Source organism: Candidatus Pelagibacter sp. HIMB1521, from assembly GCF_052047875.1.
Taxonomy (GTDB): domain Bacteria; phylum Pseudomonadota; class Alphaproteobacteria; order Pelagibacterales; family Pelagibacteraceae; genus Pelagibacter.
The window spans coordinates 16,133-35,331 of the sequence record NZ_JBNAIZ010000007.1 but is presented as its reverse complement, the minus strand read 5'-3'; the positions used below and the strand labels follow the sequence as shown (position 1 = coordinate 35,331).

General features: G+C 29.9%; 21 protein-coding genes and 1 tRNA gene. 14 read left to right on the top strand and 8 right to left on the bottom strand.

Annotation, left to right across the window (positions count from 1 at the left end):
* The first annotated feature begins 2 nt into the window (after positions 1 to 2).
* The gene (locus tag ACTTA5_RS03720; RefSeq protein WP_440648039.1) at positions 3 to 2,447 is read left to right on the top strand and encodes a GcvT family protein; all 2,445 of its coding nucleotides are present in this window, start codon (positions 3 to 5) and stop codon (positions 2,445 to 2,447) included.
* 9 nt (positions 2,448 to 2,456) lie between these two features.
* Here the strand turns inward: ACTTA5_RS03720 and ACTTA5_RS03715 are convergent, their stop codons facing one another.
* The gene (locus ACTTA5_RS03715; protein WP_440648037.1) at positions 2,457 to 2,930 is read right to left on the bottom strand and encodes a DM13 domain-containing protein; all 474 of its coding nucleotides are present in this window, start codon (positions 2,928 to 2,930) and stop codon (positions 2,457 to 2,459) included.
* A gap of 58 nt (positions 2,931 to 2,988) precedes the next feature.
* Here ACTTA5_RS03715 and ACTTA5_RS03710 point away from each other — a divergent pair.
* Positions 2,989 to 3,065 (top strand) — tRNA-Met (locus tag ACTTA5_RS03710).
* A gap of 1 nt (position 3,066) precedes the next feature.
* Here ACTTA5_RS03710 and ACTTA5_RS03705 read toward each other — a convergent pair.
* Positions 3,067 to 3,594 (bottom strand): adenine phosphoribosyltransferase, encoded by a 528-nt coding sequence (locus tag ACTTA5_RS03705; RefSeq protein ID WP_440648035.1) that lies wholly within the window; start codon positions 3,592 to 3,594, stop codon positions 3,067 to 3,069.
* A gap of 33 nt (positions 3,595 to 3,627) precedes the next feature.
* On the opposite strand from ACTTA5_RS03705, the gene ACTTA5_RS03700 reads away from it, so the two are divergent.
* The 8 genes from ACTTA5_RS03700 to ACTTA5_RS03665 are packed head-to-tail and all read left to right on the top strand — an operon-like array spanning position 3,628 to position 10,352.
* The gene (locus ACTTA5_RS03700; protein WP_440648033.1) at positions 3,628 to 4,500 is read left to right on the top strand and encodes an S-methyl-5'-thioadenosine phosphorylase; all 873 of its coding nucleotides are present in this window, start codon (positions 3,628 to 3,630) and stop codon (positions 4,498 to 4,500) included.
* The gene (gene mtnA / locus ACTTA5_RS03695) at positions 4,497 to 5,567 is read left to right on the top strand and encodes an S-methyl-5-thioribose-1-phosphate isomerase (RefSeq protein WP_440648031.1); all 1,071 of its coding nucleotides are present in this window, start codon (positions 4,497 to 4,499) and stop codon (positions 5,565 to 5,567) included. Before ACTTA5_RS03700 ends, mtnA begins: the two co-directional genes overlap by 4 nt.
* Positions 5,564 to 6,199, top strand: a complete 636-nt coding sequence (locus ACTTA5_RS03690) for a class II aldolase/adducin family protein (RefSeq protein ID WP_440648029.1) — start codon at positions 5,564 to 5,566, stop codon at positions 6,197 to 6,199. The genes mtnA and ACTTA5_RS03690 overlap by 4 nt, the downstream gene beginning before the upstream one ends.
* A complete protein-coding gene (speD, locus tag ACTTA5_RS03685) occupies positions 6,199 to 7,239 on the top strand; it encodes an adenosylmethionine decarboxylase (protein WP_440648027.1) in 1,041 nt (346 codons plus the stop codon). Before ACTTA5_RS03690 ends, speD begins: the two co-directional genes overlap by 1 nt.
* Positions 7,240 to 7,296: 57 nt before the next feature.
* On the top strand, positions 7,297 to 8,148 hold the full coding sequence (locus ACTTA5_RS03680) for a transporter substrate-binding domain-containing protein (RefSeq protein ID WP_440634496.1): 852 nt from the start codon (positions 7,297 to 7,299) through the stop codon (positions 8,146 to 8,148).
* 44 nt (positions 8,149 to 8,192) lie between these two features.
* A complete protein-coding gene (locus ACTTA5_RS03675; protein WP_440648025.1) occupies positions 8,193 to 8,885 on the top strand; it encodes an ABC transporter permease in 693 nt (230 codons plus the stop codon).
* Positions 8,885 to 9,562 carry an ABC transporter permease gene (locus ACTTA5_RS03670; RefSeq protein ID WP_262589020.1) on the top strand — a complete coding sequence of 226 codons (678 nt, stop codon included), beginning with the start codon at positions 8,885 to 8,887 and terminating at the stop codon, positions 9,560 to 9,562. Before ACTTA5_RS03675 ends, ACTTA5_RS03670 begins: the two co-directional genes overlap by 1 nt.
* A gap of 1 nt (position 9,563) precedes the next feature.
* Entirely contained in the window at positions 9,564 to 10,352 is a 789-nt protein-coding gene (locus ACTTA5_RS03665) for a phytanoyl-CoA dioxygenase family protein (protein ID WP_440648023.1), read from the top strand.
* On the opposite strand, the gene ACTTA5_RS03660 is transcribed toward ACTTA5_RS03665, so the two are convergent.
* On the bottom strand, positions 10,342 to 10,731 hold the full coding sequence (locus ACTTA5_RS03660) for a DUF6165 family protein (protein WP_440648021.1): 390 nt from the start codon (positions 10,729 to 10,731) through the stop codon (positions 10,342 to 10,344). The two genes, ACTTA5_RS03665 and ACTTA5_RS03660, sit on opposite strands and share 11 nt — an antisense overlap.
* 32 nt (positions 10,732 to 10,763) lie before the next feature.
* On the opposite strand from ACTTA5_RS03660, the gene ACTTA5_RS03655 reads away from it, so the two are divergent.
* Positions 10,764 to 11,705: a glycosyltransferase family 9 protein gene (locus ACTTA5_RS03655; protein WP_440648019.1), complete on the top strand. Its 942-nt coding sequence runs from the start codon at positions 10,764 to 10,766 to the stop codon at positions 11,703 to 11,705.
* Here ACTTA5_RS03655 and ACTTA5_RS03650 read toward each other — a convergent pair.
* Positions 11,695 to 12,768 (bottom strand): AbrB family transcriptional regulator, encoded by a 1,074-nt coding sequence (locus ACTTA5_RS03650; RefSeq protein WP_440648017.1) that lies wholly within the window; start codon positions 12,766 to 12,768, stop codon positions 11,695 to 11,697. The two genes, ACTTA5_RS03655 and ACTTA5_RS03650, sit on opposite strands and share 11 nt — an antisense overlap.
* Positions 12,769 to 12,851: 83 nt before the next feature.
* Here ACTTA5_RS03650 and ACTTA5_RS03645 point away from each other — a divergent pair, with 83 nt between their 5' ends.
* The 3 genes from ACTTA5_RS03645 to ACTTA5_RS03635 are packed head-to-tail and all read left to right on the top strand — an operon-like array spanning position 12,852 to position 15,827.
* Positions 12,852 to 13,832, top strand: coding sequence for a tripartite tricarboxylate transporter substrate binding protein (locus tag ACTTA5_RS03645; protein WP_440648015.1), 981 nt, complete (start codon positions 12,852 to 12,854; stop codon positions 13,830 to 13,832).
* 28 nt (positions 13,833 to 13,860) lie between these two features.
* Positions 13,861 to 14,331, top strand: coding sequence for a tripartite tricarboxylate transporter TctB family protein (locus tag ACTTA5_RS03640; RefSeq protein ID WP_440648013.1), 471 nt, complete (start codon positions 13,861 to 13,863; stop codon positions 14,329 to 14,331).
* Entirely contained in the window at positions 14,328 to 15,827 is a 1,500-nt protein-coding gene (locus ACTTA5_RS03635; RefSeq protein ID WP_440648011.1) for a tripartite tricarboxylate transporter permease, read from the top strand. Before ACTTA5_RS03640 ends, ACTTA5_RS03635 begins: the two co-directional genes overlap by 4 nt.
* Here ACTTA5_RS03635 and ACTTA5_RS03630 read toward each other — a convergent pair.
* The 4 genes from ACTTA5_RS03630 to ACTTA5_RS03615 all read right to left on the bottom strand — a co-directional run bounded on the left by ACTTA5_RS03630 (position 15,824) and on the right by ACTTA5_RS03615 (position 19,192).
* Positions 15,824 to 16,711 carry a DMT family transporter gene (locus tag ACTTA5_RS03630; protein ID WP_440648009.1) on the bottom strand — a complete coding sequence of 296 codons (888 nt, stop codon included), beginning with the start codon at positions 16,709 to 16,711 and terminating at the stop codon, positions 15,824 to 15,826. The two genes, ACTTA5_RS03635 and ACTTA5_RS03630, sit on opposite strands and share 4 nt — an antisense overlap.
* A gap of 5 nt (positions 16,712 to 16,716) precedes the next feature.
* Positions 16,717 to 17,478, bottom strand: coding sequence for a class I SAM-dependent methyltransferase (locus ACTTA5_RS03625; RefSeq protein WP_440648007.1), 762 nt, complete (start codon positions 17,476 to 17,478; stop codon positions 16,717 to 16,719).
* Between the two features lie 77 nt (positions 17,479 to 17,555).
* A complete protein-coding gene (locus ACTTA5_RS03620; protein WP_440648005.1) occupies positions 17,556 to 18,638 on the bottom strand; it encodes a glycosyltransferase family 4 protein in 1,083 nt (360 codons plus the stop codon).
* Positions 18,638 to 19,192, bottom strand: coding sequence for a thioredoxin family protein (locus tag ACTTA5_RS03615; protein ID WP_440648003.1), 555 nt, complete (start codon positions 19,190 to 19,192; stop codon positions 18,638 to 18,640). The genes ACTTA5_RS03620 and ACTTA5_RS03615 overlap by 1 nt, the downstream gene beginning before the upstream one ends.
* Positions 19,193 to 19,199 lie beyond the last annotated feature (7 nt).

Here is a 19,199-nt window from a genome sequence, read left to right as displayed (position 1 = left end):
TAATGGAAAAAAAGTATCCTTCTAGCACAAAGGTAGTTGTTGTTGGAGGTGGAGTTATTGGTTGCTCTGTTGCTTATCACTTAACAAAATTTGGTTGGAAAGATGTTGTTCTTTTAGAAAGAGATCAATTAACATCAGGTACAACTTGGCATGCAGCAGGACTAGTCAGTCAATTAGGTCCAACAGCCGCTGTTACAAAAATTAGAAAATATACTTTAGATCTTTATAAAAAATTAGAAAAAGAAGTTGATCATTCTGCAGGTTTAAGAATTAATGGAGCTTTATCTATTGCTCAAACAGATGCTAGATGGCAAGAACTTCAAAGACAAGCAACTACTGCTCAATTGTATGATGTTGATATTAAGATTTTAGATAAAGATCAGATAAAGAAAAATTATCCAATCATGTACACAGAGGATTTAAAAGGCGGAGTGTTAATGCCTGGTGATGGTGCAGCTGATCCAAGTGGTGTTACACACATGTTAGCAAAAGGTGCAAGATTAGGTGGAGCAAAATTATTTGAGCAATCACCTGTTGAAACAATATTAACTAAAAATGGTAGAGTTAGTGGTGTTAGAGTTAATGGGCAAGATATTGAATGTGAATATGTGGTCCTTGCAACAGGCATGTGGTCTAGACAAATTGGAGAAAAAATAGGAGTTAGTATTCCTTTATATCCTGCAGAACATTTTTATGTAATTACAGAACCAATTGAAAATCTTTCACCAACATTACCTGTAATAAGAGATTTTGACAGCAGTACTTATATCAAAGAAGATGCTGGAAAACTTTTAATTGGAATATTTGAAGGTAAATCAATCCCTGCATTTAAAGATACTAATAAAGTTCCTGAAGATTTTTCATTTGGTGAATTTCCAGAAAATTTTGATCATTTTGAACCTTATTTAGAAAAATCCATGAAACGATTTCCAGTTTTAGAACAAGCTGGAATTAGAAAGTTTTTTTCAGGACCAGAATCTTTTACGCCTGATACTAATTCTTTATTGGGTGAAGTTCCTGAAGTTAAAAATTTATTTGTTAGCTGTGGTTTGAATAGCATTGGTATTGGTAGTGGGGGCGGAGTTGGAAAAGTAACTGCAGAATGGTTAATGACTGGTCATATCAATGAAGATATTTTTAATTACGATATAAAGAGATTTCAAAAGTTTCATTCAGAATTAGGTTTTATTAAAGATCGTATCACTGAATCTCTTGGGGATTTGTATGGAATGCATTGGCCTTATAAACAATATAAAACATCAAGAAATGTAAAAAAATTACCTTACCACAATGAATTAAAAAGTTTTGGTGCATGCTTTGGAGTTTCTGCTGGATACGAAAGACCAATGTGGTTTGCTCTTGATGGAGAAAAAGCTGAGTATGAATATAGTTATAATTATCAAAACTGGTATCCATCAGTTGAATACGAAACCAACAACACACTAACAAATGTTGGTCTATATGATTTGTCTCCTTTTTCTAAATTCGAAATTAAATCTGATAAAGCTTATGAAGATCTTCAGAGAATTTGTACAGCAAATATAAAGCAAGAACCTGGAAAATGTACTTATACTCATATGCTTAATAAAGATGGAGGAATAGAGACAGATCTTACAGTAGTTTGTATAGATCAAAATCATTTTAGAATTATTAGTTCTGCAGCAACAAGAGAAAGAGATAAATTTCATATCAAGAAGCATCTATCAGAAGGTGTAGAATTAACTGACGTTACCGATGATTATTGTGTGTTTGGAATATTTGGTCCAAAGAGTAGATTTTTAATGCAAGATTTAAGCTCAGACGATTTTAGCAATGAAAATTTTAAGTTTGCAAATTCAAAATATATTGAAATTGACGGAACTAAAATATGGACCCAGAGATTATCTTATGTCGGAGAGTTGGGTTATGAGCTTTATGTTAAAAATTCTGACTCTAAAAATATATATGAGAAATTAATAGAAAAAGGTAAAAAATATAATTTATCTAATTGTGGAATGCATGCATTAGACACAATGAGAATGGAAAGTGGTTTTTTACATTGGGGTCATGATATATCACCTGAAGAAAATCAATATCAAGCGGGTCTTAATTTTACAATTAGTTATAAAAAAGATTTTAATTTTATAGGAAGAGAAGCACTGGAAAAAATAAAAGATAAAAAAATTGATAGGAAATTTGCTATGTTTGTTCTTAAAAATAATAAACCTGGAAAACCTCTTATGCTTCACGATGAACCAATTTATAAAGATGATAAAATCGTAGGAAGAACTACATCAGGTAATTATTCTTTCAACTTTAAAAAAAATCTAGCATTTGGTTATATAAATAATGACTACTCAGATGAAGAACTTCTAAATGGAAATATTTCAATAGAAATAGAGAAAATTAAATATTCTGCTGAAATTATCTTTAAACCATTAAAGCAAACTAATTTTAAAAATAGTTAATTAAAAAAATTATTGGTATTTAGCTGCAGTTATAAATTCACTGAAGCTTTCACACCAAATAACTACAGTATTGAATTTACTTACATCTACATTTGATGGAATATCAACAACAAAGTTTTCAAAACTTTTAACTTCTGCAACATATTTAGCTTCATCTTTAATTGGTAAAAATTCATCTTCATGCTGTGTAAATTCATTTGTTAGATAAAGTTTATAATCAGGCCCCGGTGCAATTGCGCCATTAACTGTAATTTTTGTATTTGAAATTGTAACTTTTGCTTCTCCCCAGTGAAACGGATCACTCCCTCTTAAATCTCTTACAAACTCAGTTTGATATTGAGATTTATTTTCATACTCATTAATTTTACTTATTTCCACTGACTCTGGTGCAGTTAAAATAGGTAGAAAATATACACCTAAGGCAAAGCCGATTATTAAAAAGAAAAAGTGGCTGATAAATAGAAAGGTAATTTTTTTTTTCATAGGAAATTTACTTATAGTTGAAAGAGATAATAAATGTAGTATAAATCTTTCACTTTATGGCGGGGTAGCTCAGTTGGTTAGAGCGCGGGACTCATAAGCCCGAGGTCAGTGGTTCGATCCCACTTCCCGCTACCATTTAATGACCTGGAAATTCAATTAAATTTTCAACTTTATAGTTTTTATTAACTAAGTTATCTGATCCACCTAAATCAAATAAATTAATAACAAAAACAAATGCAGCTACTTTTGCATCACACATTTCAATCAATTTAGCGGCAGCTTCTGCGGTACCACCTGTTGCAATTAAGTCATCAATTATTAAAACAGATTCATCTTTTAAAATAGAGTCTTTATGAACCTCAATAGTTGCAGTGCCATACTCTAATTCAAAATCTACTGAATGTACTTCAGCAGGTAATTTATTTTTTTTTCTCAACATTATAAAAGGTTTTTTAAGTATATAAGAAACAGCAGAGGCAAACACGAAACCTCTTGATTCTATTGCAGCAATTTTATCAATTTTGTATTTTTTAGATCTTTCAATAATTTGATTAATTGTTTCAGCAAAAGCTTCCTCGTTTTTAATTAGAGTGGTTATATCCCTAAATAGAATACCTTTTTTAGGATAATCAGGAATTGATCTAATATGATCTTTTAAATTCATAATACTCAATTATAAATAAATATATTTTAAATTATGACAACAAATAAATTAGCAATAATTGGTGGAAGTGGTCTTTATGATGTTGAAGAATTTACTGACAGAGAATTATTACAAATTGATACACCTTGGGGCAAACCATCTGATCAAATATTAAAAACCAATTATAATAATAAAGAAGTTTATTTTTTGCCAAGACATGGAAGAGGGCATTTTGTTTCTCCTTCTAATATAAATTTTAGAGCAAATATCGATGCGTTAAAACAGTTAGGTGTTACTGATATTGTTTCAGTTTCAGCCGTAGGATCTTTGAAAGAAGATTTGCCACCTGGAAAATTTGTTATTGTTGATCAGTTTATTGATAGAACTTTTGCAAGAGTAAAAACTTTTTTTGATGATGAAATCGTTGCCCATGTATCGATGGCACATCCTACATCTAATGGACTAATGAATGCTTGTGAAGATGCAATTAAAAAATCCAATATAGAATATCAAAGAAATGGAACCTATGTTGTTATGGAGGGTCCTCAATTTTCAACATTAGCAGAATCTAATTTATATAGATCTTGGAAAGCAGATGTAATTGGTATGACCAATATGCCTGAAGCAAAACTCGCAAGAGAGGCAGAAATTAGGTATGCATCAGTTTCAATGGTTACAGATTTTGATTGTTGGCACCAAGATCATGAAAACGTTGATGTTCAACAAGTAATAAAAGTTTTGTTAGGAAATGCTGAAAAAGCAAAGGTTATGATTAAAAACTTAATTGAGAATTTTGAAGATCATATAGATCCAAATGATCCAACTAATAATTGCTTAGATGTAGCAATTATTACTGCTCCAGAAAAACGAACCCAAAAAACAATTGATAAGTTAAAAACTGTTGCAGGTAGAGTTTTGAATAAATGAGAATTCAAGGAAAAGAGTATCGAACAATATGGTATGAAGATAATATAGTAAAAATTATTGATCAAACAAAACTTCCTCATCAATTTATAATAAAAGATCTTAAATCAGTAAAAGATGCAATAAATGCAATCAAAGTTATGGAAGTTAGAGGTGCTCCTTTAATTGGGGCGACAGCTGCTTACGGAATAGTTTTGGCTATTCATGAGAGCAATTCTCAAGAATTTATAAGTAAATGTTCAGAAGAATTAATTAAATCAAGACCTACTGCTATAAATTTAAAATGGGCAGTTGATCGTATGATGAAAAAATTATCTGGCATCAATAGTGATCAAATTTTAGATATAGCTTTAAAAGAAGCTAAAGAAATTTGTGATGAGGATGAGAGGTTTTGTGAGGATATAGGTATTAATGGATTAAAAATAATAGAGGAAATCTACAATGACAAAAAAAATACAGTAAATATTTTAACTCATTGTAATGCAGGTTGGTTAGCAACAATTAATTGGGGCACAGCAACTTCACCTATTTATCATGCTCATAAAAAAGGAATTCCAGTTCATGTCTGGGTAGATGAAACAAGACCAAGAAACCAAGGTGCAAATTTAACCTCATATGAGCTAAACGAAGAAGAAATTCCAAATACAATTATTGCTGATAATACTGGAGGGATTTTAATGCAAAGAGGCGAAGTTGATATGTGTATTGTTGGAACAGATAGAACTTTGTCCAATGGAGATGTATGCAATAAAATTGGAACTTATCTAAAAGCTTTAGCTGCACATGATAACAAAGTCCCTTTTTATGTTGCACTTCCAAGTTCAACAATTGATTGGAATATCAAAGATGCAAAAGACATTCCTATTGAGGAAAGAAATTCTCAGGAATTGTCTCATGTTGAAGGTATTGATGAAAACAATCAAGTTAAGAAAGTTTTGATATACCCACAAAAAAGTAAAGCAATGAATTTAGCTTTTGATGTAACTCCTGCAAAATATGTAAGTGGATTAATTACTGAAAGAGGAGTATGCAAAGCTTCCACCGATGGACTAAAAAACTTATTTAAATGAAAAATTTAAGTTCTGAAATTATCCGATATTCAAAAATGTTGAATACAAAAAAATTATCAGCTTTAAGATCTGGAAATATCTCAGTAAGGTATAAAAATGGTTTTTTAATTACCCCGTCTGGAAAAAAATACTCAACTTTAAAAAATAAAGATATAGTTTTCGTTTCATTAGACGGTAAGTTTGACAAGAAAAAAGGTATTCCCTCTTCAGAATGGAAATTTCATCAAGATATTTATAAAAATAAAAAAGAAGCTAAAGCAATTGTTCACGCTCATTCAACAAATGCAACTGCTGTATCTACTCATAATAAAGGAATACCTCCTTTTCATTACATGGTTGCAATGGCTGGTGGCCATGACATTAAATGTGCAAAATATGCAACCTTTGGAACGAGAGAATTATCTAAAAATATTTTAAGAGCTCTAAAAGGTAGAAAAGCCTGTTTAATTTCAAATCACGGTCAGATTGCATTTGAAGATAATTTACCAAAAGCTTTTGAATTAGCTGAAGAGGTTGAAAATATATCGCTTCAGTATATAACGAGCCTGAAATTGGGTAAGCCTAAAATTCTTTCTATAGCAGAAATGAATAAAGTTTTATCCAAAGCTAAAAATTATAAAAAGGATAGCTAATGACCAAAGTTGGAGAACATATAACTCTAGACATCATTGGAACTACAAAAGAATACGATCCTTCTGTTTATGAAAAAGTAATTCATGAAATTGCAAAAGCTGCAAAAGTATCAATATTAAATATTTCTAAATATAAATTTGAACCACAAGGTTTCACAATATTGGCTCTTTTAGCAGAAAGCCATATTAGTTTTCATACATTTCCTGAAAAAGGAATTATTAGTTTTGATTTTTTTACTTGTGGGAAAGTAAGTCCATCAGTTGCAATTGATATAATTAAGAAAGAATTTGAACATACAAGAATTGTTAAAAAAGAATTTAATAGAGATACAAAATCACTTTATCATGACATTTATAGCTCTCCAGGTTTACAAAAATCTTATGTTGTAAATGATGTTTTAGAAGATTTTAAATCTAAAGTTGGTCAACATATTGAAATTTTAGATCTTGAGCAGTTTGGAAAATCATTATTTATAGATGGTGAAATTCAAGTTGCTGCAACAGATGAACATTTATATAGTTCTACATTTGTTGGTTCAGGTTTAAATTTAAACAAAGATAATGAAAGAGCAGCTATCATTGGAGGTGGAGATGGTGGAGTTGCAAGAGAATGTATTTCTAAAAATTTTAATTTTATTGATTGGTATGAGTTAGATCCAGAAGTTGTAGATGTTTGCAATAAACATCTTGGTGATATTGGAAAAAAAGCTACAGAAAAAAATTCAGTTAAATGTGTATGGGGAGATGCATTTGAAAGTATTAAATCAGTTGCTGATGATACTTACGATCATATTTTTGTCGATCTTAATGATGACCAGTTTTGCATAGATCTTGCAGCAAAAAATATGGACTCTTTGGTGAGAATATTAAAACCAAAAGGTGTAATTACAGCTCAAGTTGGTAGTCAGGATAAAAAACCTAAGCAAGTTGATAGTTGGTTAAATGTCTTTAATCAAAATTTTGGTAATGCTAAATTATCTAGAGTTTACATACCAAGTTTTGATTGTGCTTGGAACTTTTCATCATCAATAAATCATTAATTTTTCTTTTTTCTTTCTAAAAATTGTGAAATAATTATCCCAATTAAAGGAGAAAATATGAATATATTCAAAAAAACTATTTTAACAGTTCTAGCTTCTTTTTTAATCATCGGAAATGTTTCTGCTGAGAAAATTAAAATTGGAACTGAAGGTGCTTATCCTCCATGGAATTCAAAAGATGCTTCTGGCAATTTAATTGGGTTTGAGGTTGAGCTAGCTCAAGAGCTTTGTAAAATTATGAAGTATGAGTGCACAATCGTTGAGCAAGATTGGGATGGAATGATACCTGCATTAGTAATGAGAAAATTCGATGCAATCATGGCCGGTATGTCAATCACTGATGAAAGAAAGAAAACAATCACTTTCTCACAAGGTTATGCTGATGAAGTTGCATCTCTTGCTGTAATGAAAGGTTCAAGCTTAGAAGGCATGGATACACCAGAAGGTATCAATTTATCTTTAGGTGGTTCAAGTGTTAAAAAAGCACTTAAAACTTTAACAGATGCTCTTGCTGGAAAAACTGTTTGTACACAGACAGGTACAATTCACCAAAACTTTTTAGAGTCTGGTGATGTTGGAAGTGTAAATGTTAGAACTTACAAAACTCAAGACGAGGTTAACTTAGATTTAACTTCTGGAAGATGTGATGTTGCACTTGCTGCAGCTGTAGCATTTACAGATTATGCTGATAAATCTGGTAAGCCAGTTGTTTTGGTTGGACCAACTTTTTCAGGTGGTGCATTTGGAAATGGAGTTGGTGTTGGAATCAGACAAGCTAGTGATAGTGCTATTGGAAAAAGAGACGCTAAAATCTTAAAAGATTTCAATAAAGCAATTAACAAAGCTAGAAAAAAAGGAATTATTAGCGAACTTGCTATTAAACACTTTGGTTTTGACGCTTCTATGTAATTAATTTTGGATTTGGTGGCTATAATATATAGTCGCCAGTCTATATGGAACTTCTTGCATTTGGAAAAACAGGTTGGGGTGACGAGTTATTTTACGCAACCTTAATGACAGTAGCTGTATCTGTTACAGCGATGTTTGTTGGTTTTCTTTTTGCTTTAATTTTTACTCCACTCAAACTTTCAAAATACAAAACTCTAAACTTCGTAGGTAATTTTTACACCACAGTAATAAGAGGTGTGCCAGAACTACTAGTAATTTATTTATTATTTTTTGGTGGGAGTGGTGCAATCATGTATGTTGCATCAATATTTGGTTATTACGAATATATAGAGATTAATGCATTTATTACTGGTGCTGTTGCTATTGGCATAATTTCAGGAGCTTACTCAACAGAAGTTTTTAGAGGAGCTATTCAGTCAATTGATAAAGGACAGTTTGAAGCTGCTAAAGTTTTAGGAATAAACAAGTTTGGTCAATTTTATAAAATAATTCTTCCTCAAATGTTAAGATTAGCAATTCCAAATTTAAGTAATGTTTGGCAAATCACTTTGAAGGATACTTCTTTAATATCAGTAACTGGTTTAGTCGAAATCATGAGACAATCTTATATTGCTGCAGGATCTACAAGAGATCCATTATTTTTTTATTCTTTTGCAGCAGTTTTATATTTATTGCTTACTTTTATTAGCATGAAGTTAATTAATAAATTAGAAGTGAAATATAGCAGGGGTTATTAATGGATTTTGATTTAATGATCACTAGTTTTCCAAAACTCTTAGGAGCAACTGTTATTACTTTAAAACTTTTATCAGCTTCTTTATTTTTTGGATTATTTCTTGGATTATTTTTTGCAATTTTACGATTAAACAAAAATATATTTATTAATAAATTTGCTTATGGATACTCTTATGTTTTCAGAGGTACTCCTTTATTAGTTCAAATTTTTATTATCTACTTTGGATTAGGACAAATTGAATATTTAAGATCAACAGTTTTATGGGTTGTTTTAAAAGAGCCTTATTGGTGTGCAATTATTGCCTTTACATTAAATACAGGCGCATACACGTCTGAAATCTTAAGATCTGCATTTCAAACTATAAAACCAGGAATTATTGAAGCTGGGAAAAGTCTAGGTATTTCAAACAAAATTATATTTTATAAAATTCAAATACCTATTGCGATTAGACAATCTCTTCCTGCCTATGGAAATGAAATAATTTTAATGATGAAAGGCACTTCATTAGCAAGCACAGTAACACTAATGGACTTAACTGGTGTTGCTAAATATATCATATCAACAACATTTAAGCCTATAGAAGTATTTATTGTAGCTGGTGGAATCTATTTATTTATGACTTTTATTATTCATAATGTGATTAAGTATTTAGAAAAAAAATATAGCTTCCAACAATAAAATGTATCTTTCTCAAAAACAGATTGATGATTATCAAAATCTTGGTGCAATAATTATTAAAGGTGCATTTCAAGATTGGATTGAACCATTAAGAAATGGTTTTCAAAAAGTTTTAGACAACCCTAGTCAACATGGAAGGGAAAATGTGAGTGTGAATGAGGGAAGATTTTTTGAAGATTATTGCAATTGGAAAAGAATAAAAGAATTCAAAAATTGTATGTTTAATTCTCTTGCTGCTCAGATAGTTGCTGAGGCTACAAATTCAAAATCTATACAAATTTTTCATGACCATCTTTTTATAAAAGATCCAGGTACAAACAAAGAAACACCTTGGCATCAAGACATGCCATATTATTGTGTTGATGGAGATGATACAGGAAGTTTTTGGATACCATTAGATGAAGTAAATAAAGAAAATAACCTTAAATTAATTTTAAGATCACATAAATGGAAAAAACTTTTAAGACCTACTAAATGGTCTAATGATCAACCTTGGTATGAAGACGGTGACTCGTTTATGAGTCTTCCAAAAAAGGAAGAATTTGAAGAAGATATATTAATTCCTGATTTAAAATTAGGTGATGCAGTTTTGTTTAATTTTAAAACTGTTCATGGTTCCACAGGAAATCAAAGTTCTCAATCCCGTAGAGCATTCTCAATGAGATTTATAGGTGATGATGTTACTTTTGTTGAAAGAGGTGGTCCAACATCACCACCATTCGATGGAATTAATTTAAAATCAGGAGATCAGATGAGGGAAGATTGGTTTCCAAAAGTTTTTAGTAACTAGTATACTCTTTAATTTCTTTAATAGCAGAACCAGTATGGTTATTCATTTCTAATTTTATTTTGGCACGATCATCATTTAAAAAATGAACATCTCTAGAAAGTTTTATGAATTTTTCTCCAAAATCTTTATTTTTTTCACAATCTCTTTTGTCATCTTCAATAACCCAAAGTTTGGCATTTATATCTTTTAAGTCTTGAAATAATTTTTCAAGCTTCTCATCAGACTTAACATTTTTTTCTAACTGATTTTTAAGAATAGAGTGTTCGTTATTTATAAAATTTAATTTTTCTGGGTCTTTTATTTTATCTTGTTTGATTTCTAATATTGAAATCTTATCTAAAAGCTCTCCAACAGAAACCTCAACTATAATTTTATTCATAAAACTTTATACTATGTTAAGTTGTTAGAATTATGTCTAATATTTTAATTATTAAACATGGATCTTTAGGCGATATAGCTCAAGCATGTGGGGCAATTCAAGATATTTCTGAAAATCATAAAGATGATCAAATTCATTTATTAACAACAAAGCCTTATTTTGAACTATTTAAAAAAAACCCACATATTTCAAATGTTATTCTAGATAAGAGATTATCAAAGATTAACTTAATTTATTTATATTTACTAATGAGAGAGATTAAAAAACATAATTTTTCAAAAGTTTATGATCTTCAAAATTCTAGCAGAACATCATTTTACAAAAATATATTATTTCCTAAGGCTGACAAAACTATTTGGTGTTCAACAGAAACAACTCTACCAGAAGGAACAACTAAAAAAGATTTTGATAAAGACTCTGTTCTTTCAAGATTTGATCATCAGTTAAAATCTTCTGGAATTAATACCAATCATACGATGAAACCAGATTTTTCATGGAGTACAGTTGATATTTCAGAAATAAAAAATAATTACGAACTAGATAAATACATACTACTTTTTCCTTTTTGCTCACCTCATTTAACTTCAAAGAAATGGCCTTACTATAACGACCTAATCTCTATGATTAATGAAAAATTCCAAAATAAATTTAAAGTGGTTATTGCACCTGGACCAGATGAAATTGAAGATGCAAAAAATATAAACGCTATTTGTGTTTTAGACAAAGGTAAAGCTTTAAATATTTCACAATTATCTGGATTAATTAAAGACAGTTCATTTGTTGTCGCCAATGATACTGGACCTGCTCACATAACTGCACACTTAGGATCAAAGGGCGTTGCTTTATTTGGTTCACATACAACTCCTTTTAAAGTCAGTATTGAAAGAGATAGCTTTAAAGCAATAGAAGCCCCTGAATTATCAAAACTCTCAGCAGAAAAAGTTTTTGAAAGACTTTCTGAAATTATTTCTTAATTTTTTCTAAAACTCTTAAAAATATTGGAACTGTGAAAAGTATAAAAAGCAATCTTATTATATGGTGAAAAGCAACAAAGTCTGGGTCTAAATCAAAAGCAATTGCTATAACTGCCACCTCATAAATTCCACCCGGACTAAAAGATAATATTAAAGTTAAAATATTTGTATCAACAAAGAATGTTGCAACGTATGCAGCAAGTAAGCCTAATGTCACCAATATTACTGTCGCCACAATACTATGTAGTGAATTGTTTGCAATTTCCTTCACTGTTTTTTCAGCAAATCTACATCCAACAGAAGAACCAAGAATTAACAGACAAAAATTTACTGTTTCGTTTGGCAATTTATACGTAGCTACATCTGTAATTTGTAATAAGCCGCTTGCAAATAATGTTCCTGATAATAAGGCTGCTGGCACTCTAATTTTCTCAAAAACAAAAATAAAAAATAAAGATGCAATAATAAGTAAAATTAAATTTAAATGATTTTGAGCCAAGTAATTAAATTCACCATTTAATAAAACATCATTGTCAGTATTGTTTACGATAATAAGTGGAATTACAGTTATAATAATGATCAATCTAATTAAGTGAGAAGTTGCAACTTGAGATAAATCTGTTTTTTCATTTTCTGCTAAAATCATTAATGGACCTAAAGCACCTGGAGCAGCAGAAAATATAGAGGCTTTGTTACCGTAATTTGCAAATTTTTGCAGATACTTAGCAACAACTAGAATACAGATTATTATGTAAATTAACATAATCAGAGATGTCCAAATCCAATTAATCATTTGGTTAAATAGATTTTGATCTATGTAATTTCCAATATGCAAACCTAAAATAATTAGAATAAAGCTCAAAACAATTTTAGGCATAATGATTTTTATTCCTGATAAAGCAGCAATTGATGTGATAATCATTGGGCCTAAAAACCAAGCAAGTGGAATATTGAATTGTTCAGCAATTATTGCACTTGGTACACTTATCAAAAAAACAGTTATAAATTTTAACGTAAATAACTGAGACAAATTTTCTTTAATTTTCTGTGTTGATGAATTCATCTTTAAATTTCTATATGATTGACACTACTTTATATTAAATGTTTAATATCATTTAATTAATAAACAACAAGAAGAGAGGTATTATGAGTAATTTTAAAAAATTATTTTCAGTATTATTCTCAGCAATCCTATTATTCTCAGCAACAACCACTAACTCAGTAGCAATTGATAAATTGCACTTTGTAATTGGTGGTGGTGCTGGTGGTGGTTGGGATGGAACTGCTAGAGGTACTGGAGAAGCTTTAACAAAAGCTGGTATGTTAAACAGCGCATCATTTGAAAATATGTCAGGTGGTGGTGGTGGTAAAGCACTTGCTTACATGATTAATACTAAACCTGCTAATACAGTGTTAGTTCAATCTACACCATTAGTATTAAGATCAATTACTAGACACGAAGGTTATGTAAAAGGTAGTGGAACTTTATCTTATAAAGATGTTGTGCCGATTGCTGGTGTAATTGGTGACTACGGTGCTATTGCAGTTGCAAAAAACTCACCTTATAAAAACTTCAAAGATGTAGTTGATGCATACAAAAAAGATCCAAGCTCAATTAAAATGGCTGGTGGATCAGTAAGAGGAAGTATGGACCATTTAATTGGTGCTTTAGCATTCCAAGCTGCAGGTGCAGATCCAAATGCTGTTGCATATATTCCTTATGATGCTGGTGGAAAAGCTTTAGCTGGACTTTTATCTGGAGAAACTCAAATCATTTCAACTGGTTTAGGTGAATTGATGGGTGCAAGAGACCAAGTAACAATTATTGGTATTACTGCTCCTTCAAGAGTTTCTGATGCACCAGATGCACCAACTCTCAAAGAACAAGGGTATGATGTACAATTCGTTAACTGGAGAGGTTTCTTTGGCCCTCCAGGTATGAGCAATTCTGATAAAGCTGCAATTGCAAAAATGCTTGGCGATGTACAAAAAACTCCTGAATGGGAAACAGTAAGAGCAAGAAATGCATGGGTTAATATTTATAACCCTGAAGGTAAGTTTGTTTCTTTCTTAGAAAAACAAACTGAAGAAATGACAGCTCTTATGAAAAAACTAGGAGTAATCTAACCTTTGGTTAGAAATTAAAATTAGAGCAGTGAATATAAATACTACAAAAATTATATCACTGCTCTTTTTTATTTTTTCTGCATTTTATTTATATTTAGCTTATCAAATTCAAGTTTTCACATTCGATGAAAATGCTCCATTTAATGCTAGAACATTTCCAATTTATTTAGGTTATGCAGGATTATTTTTTTCTGGATTAAAACTTATTTTGCCAGACCCAAATACAATTAAAGTTGAGCATAAAAATTTAGAGTATAAAAAAACTGGTATACTTATACTTATTGCAATTATTTACGGAGCTACAATTTTAAAAGTTGGTTATTTTTTAACTACTTCATTGTTTTTATTTGCTTCATATTATTTTTTAGGAGAACGAAGGTGGATTTTAATGTTTTTATTATCCTTTCCATTTGTTACTGCCTTTATGTATTTGCTTCATGGTATCCTTGACATTTATTTAAGAGATCCATTTCTACAACTAATTGGAGTGATGGGATGATTGAAGGAATACTAATTGGATTAACGACAGCACTTACACTCCAAAACATACTAATGGTTATGGTTGGTTGTTTTTTTGGAACAATCATTGGAATGCTTCCTGGTCTTGGTCCAATGACTGCAATAGCTTTAATGATACCTATTACATATGGTTTTGAACCCGCAACTGGATTAATTTTAATGGCTGGAGTTTATTATGGAGCAGTATTTGGAGGTTCAACTTCTTCAATATTATTAAATGCCCCTGGTGTTCCAGGAACAGTTGCAACTTCATTTGATGGTTATCCAATGGCACAGCAAGGTAAGGCTGGAAAAGCTTTAGCTATTGCAGCATGGAGTTCATTTGCTGGTGGAACGTTATCTGCAATTTATTTATTATTTATGGCACCAAGCTTATCCAAAGTAAGTTTATCTTTTAGATCACCTGATTATTTTGCTTTAATGATTTTAGGTTTAACTGCTATTGCTGCATTTTCATCTAAAGGACAATTTTTAAAAGCAATGATGATGGTTGTTTTAGGTTTGATGTTGGCATCAGTTGGTCAAGACAGTTTGTCTGATATCACAAGATATACATTTAATAATATGAACTTAACTGATGGGATTAGCTTCGTGTTAGTTGTGATGGCAACTTTTGCGATGAGTGAAGCTTTAACAATTATTTTAAAGAGAAATGATCCAACAACTGCTGCTAAACAAGTTTCATTAACTGAACTTGGTTCAATTAAGATTAATAAAGAAGAACGAACTAAAATGTACAAAACAATCCCAAGATCATCAGTAATTGGTTTTTTAATCGGTGTTTTACCTGGAGCTGGTGCAACTATTGCATCATTTTTAGCTTATGGAATGGAACGAAACGTAGTTAGTGATCAAGAAAAAGAAAAATTTGGTAAAGGAAGCGTAAATGGTTTATCAGCACCAGAAACTGCAAACAATGCTGCTTGTTCTGGTTCTTTTGTGCCAATGCTTACTTTAGGGATTCCTGGGAGTGGAACCACTGCAGTAATGTTAGGAGCACTTTTGGGTTTTGGTGTTCAGCCTGGTCCCAGACTTTATATGACTAATCCAGAGATTTTTTGGTCGATAATTATGTCAATGTATATTGGAATGGTAATTCTTCTTATATTAAACTTACCACTCATTCCTTATATAGCTAGAATTCTTGCTGTACCTAAAAATTATTTAATTCCTTTAATTTTATTTTTCTCTGTTACTGGAATTTACGTAATGTCATTTAATAATTTTGATATTTATTTAATGATTGGGATTGCAGTAGTAGCAACTTTTTTAAGATTATATGATTTCCCTATGCCACCTTTGATATTAGCATTTGTACTTGGTGGATTGATGGAAGAAAACTTGAGACGATCTTTATTGTTAAGTAACGGTTCGTGGGAATTTTTGTGGGACAGAACATTAACTGCATGTATCCTAGCTACTACAATTTTAATTGTAGCTTGGCATATTTACAAAACTTTTAAGAAGAAAAATTAAGATTTAATATCTATTCGTTTTCTAATAATTTCTCTATCAAGCTTCATTTCACGATAAGACATAATGATAACTCCTAAAAATATTATACTTGCACCAATCCAAGTGAAGAGATCAGGGATTTCGCTAAATACAAAGTAACCAATCAGAGATGCAAATACTAAACTTAGAAAAGAATAGGGTTGTGTCATGCTTACATCAACTAATTTATAAGCGTGATTAATACAAAGATGCAACAATGTGCCAGATAGACCTGCAAAAAATAAATAAATCAAGGTTTTTAAACTTGGTGTTTGCCAATAAAACAATGCAATAAGGAAACTAAAAATAGTCATATAACAGTATCCATAAGATAAAATTGTAATCGAACTGTCATCTTTTGTTATAGTTTTTGTAATTATAATCACTATTGACCACATAAAAGAAGATGCCAGTGCCATATACACCCCAATAGAGATGTCAATAATACCTGGTCTTAAAATTACCAACATACCAATAAATCCTAAAACTAGTGCAAAACTTCTGTAGATATAAATTTTTTCTCCGAGAAACAAAACAGCCAAAATAGTTACTATGAAAGGAACAACAAAAGATATTGCTGTAGCTTTTTCAATTGGCATCATTGTTAAAGCTGAAAAATATAAAAGCATTGAAGGCAAGTTTAAAACAGCTCTAAGAAAATGTTTTTTATGATGATTTGATTTAAAAACTGTAAATTTAGTTTTTAACATATAGGGAAAAATAATCAGAAAGCCAAATAAAAATCTAAAAAAACCTGCTACATACACATTAACTTCTTCTTGCGCTAACTTTAAAAAAGTTAACATTAATGTTCCAAAAAAAACTGAAATAATAATTAAGAAAATAGCAAACTTATTTTTTGACATTTGCTTTAATCAAATCTTTCTTTTTTTTGATAAATATGAAAAATTATATCTTTTGGAAGTATTTTTTGAATATAAAAAAAAAAAATAATAAAAAAACTTAAACACATACAAATTATTTTATTATTGATAGTAGAATTTAATCTTTTGTAATTACCATATCTGCTTACGGTGTTTAAATAATTTGAATAAACTAACTCAAAATTATGATTTTTAAATAGCCAACTTAAATTATGATTATTAAAATAGGATAAATGAGGAGATGACAAACCTTTTTGCCACAATCTATTGTAAAAGTTTCTTATGCCAAATTTATTTAAAATATTTGCAAATTTGTAAATAATTCCCTCGGATGAAGGTAAATTTATTAAAATTTTTCCTTCATCTTTTAAAAAATATTCGAGTTGTTGGATTACTTCATCTAATTTTTCAAGATGCTCAAAAACATCATTAAATATTACATAATCAAATTTACCAAAATTCAAATCATCTACTTTTTCGAGTGGTAATTTGATTTGTGATATATTTGGGAATTTTTTTTTTAAATATTTTACCTGCTCATTATCTGCTTCAGTTCCTAAAACATTAAGATTTTCATGATTACATTCCTCTAAAAAAATACCACTTCCAGATCCTATTTCTAAGATTTTAATCTCTCCAGATTTATTTAAAGATTTTATTACTTTTATAATTTTTTTGAAATTTTGTTTTCTAAGATCATTTATACCCTCAATCTCTCTACCGTATCCAGATTTTAAATCTGATTTCAAAAATAAGCACTTAGTACATTTATAAACAAAATTATTTATTTTTTTTACTTGTGATTTACAAATTATACAAGTTTCCATTATTCTAAAATTTTATTATATTTGTTAATAATTTCAGACCATTTAAATTTGCTAACAAACTCTTTTGCATTTTTTCCAAGCTCTAAATATTTTTTATTTTCTAACATTGAATTAATTGAAGAATAAATATCATCAAGACTATTACCATCACATATTAAACCAGTTTTTTCATGATCTATTGCATCTGCCGCACCACCATCTTTACCGCCTATAGATGGAATACCGTATTGTGCTGCTTCAACATATGCAATTCCAAACCCCTCAACAGATGTTTTATGAATTATAGAAGGCATTACAAATAAATTTGATTTAGCGATTAGTGCATTTTTTAAATCATCACTTATATCTTTAAAAAACATTACTTGTTCATCTAGATTTAATTCTTTTACTAATTTTTTAATATTTTCTTCTTCATCACCGTATCCAATACAAATGTAGACAATATCTGGGTAAATTTGTTTTAGATTTCTAAGAGCCATCACTACTTTTTCATGATTTTTTCTTTTATCAAATCTTGAAACAGTAATTAATCTTGGCGTTTTAACTTTTAGTAAGCTTTCAACTTTTTCTAATGATTTTTCGTTTAATTCTTTTGCTAGATCTACTCCACAATTTATAACAATAATTTTATTTTCATTAACTCCACATTCAATAGCAAGGTTTTTAGTATATTGTGAGTTAGCAATAACTTTTTCTACATTATTAAGAACATTCAAAACTCTTTTATTTTGAGTTGATCCTTTAGGATGATTGATTTCTTTACCATGTATAAGGCAATATTTTTTTTTAGAAGTTTTAATTAATTCTAAACTTTTCCAATGATCTCCAATTATTCCTTCAACTTTATTCTCTTTGATAAATTCATTAATTAATTGAGCTTTTCTATATTTTCTCAGAATTTTTATTCCGCCAATTCTTTCAATTGAAAACGAAGCTTGTTCATCAAAATCTTTATGATTATCTATATAATCTGCAAAGACTTTTATCATAAAGTTTTTAGACAACTCTCTTGATAAACCCCACATCAAGCTTTGCATTCCACCGAGCTCAGGAGGAAAAGATCTAGTAACAATTAAATACATTAATTAGTTTTCCACTTTATGCTGCAGCCAGCACTAGAAATTTGGTCTTTAGGACCTTCACCTGTTTCTGCAATTTGCTTCATAGCTTTTAACAAATCACTTTCACCTTCTTTAACAGGTATAAGATTTCTCAACTCTCTTAATCTTCCACGATATTGAAGTTCTAAATTTTTGTTATATCCAAAAAAATCTGGTGTGCAGACAGCATCATATGCTTTTGCAATATTTTGTGTTTCATCGTTTAAGTAAGGAAAATTAAAATTATTATCTTTTGAAAATTTAATCATATTTTCAAAAGAGTCTTCTGGATAATTATCAGCATCATTTGCACAGATTGCTACAGAATTTATTCCAATTTTTTTTAATTCATTACAATCTTCAACTATTTCTTTTGTGACTGCTTTTACATAAGGGCAATGATTGCAAATAAACATTATCAAAGTTCCACTTTCTCCTTTGATATCATCTAATGAAAGAATTTTATTATCTGTTGATTTTAATTCAAATGGAATAGCTTTTTGACCAAAATCACATATTGGAGTTTGTATTGGCATACTGTAA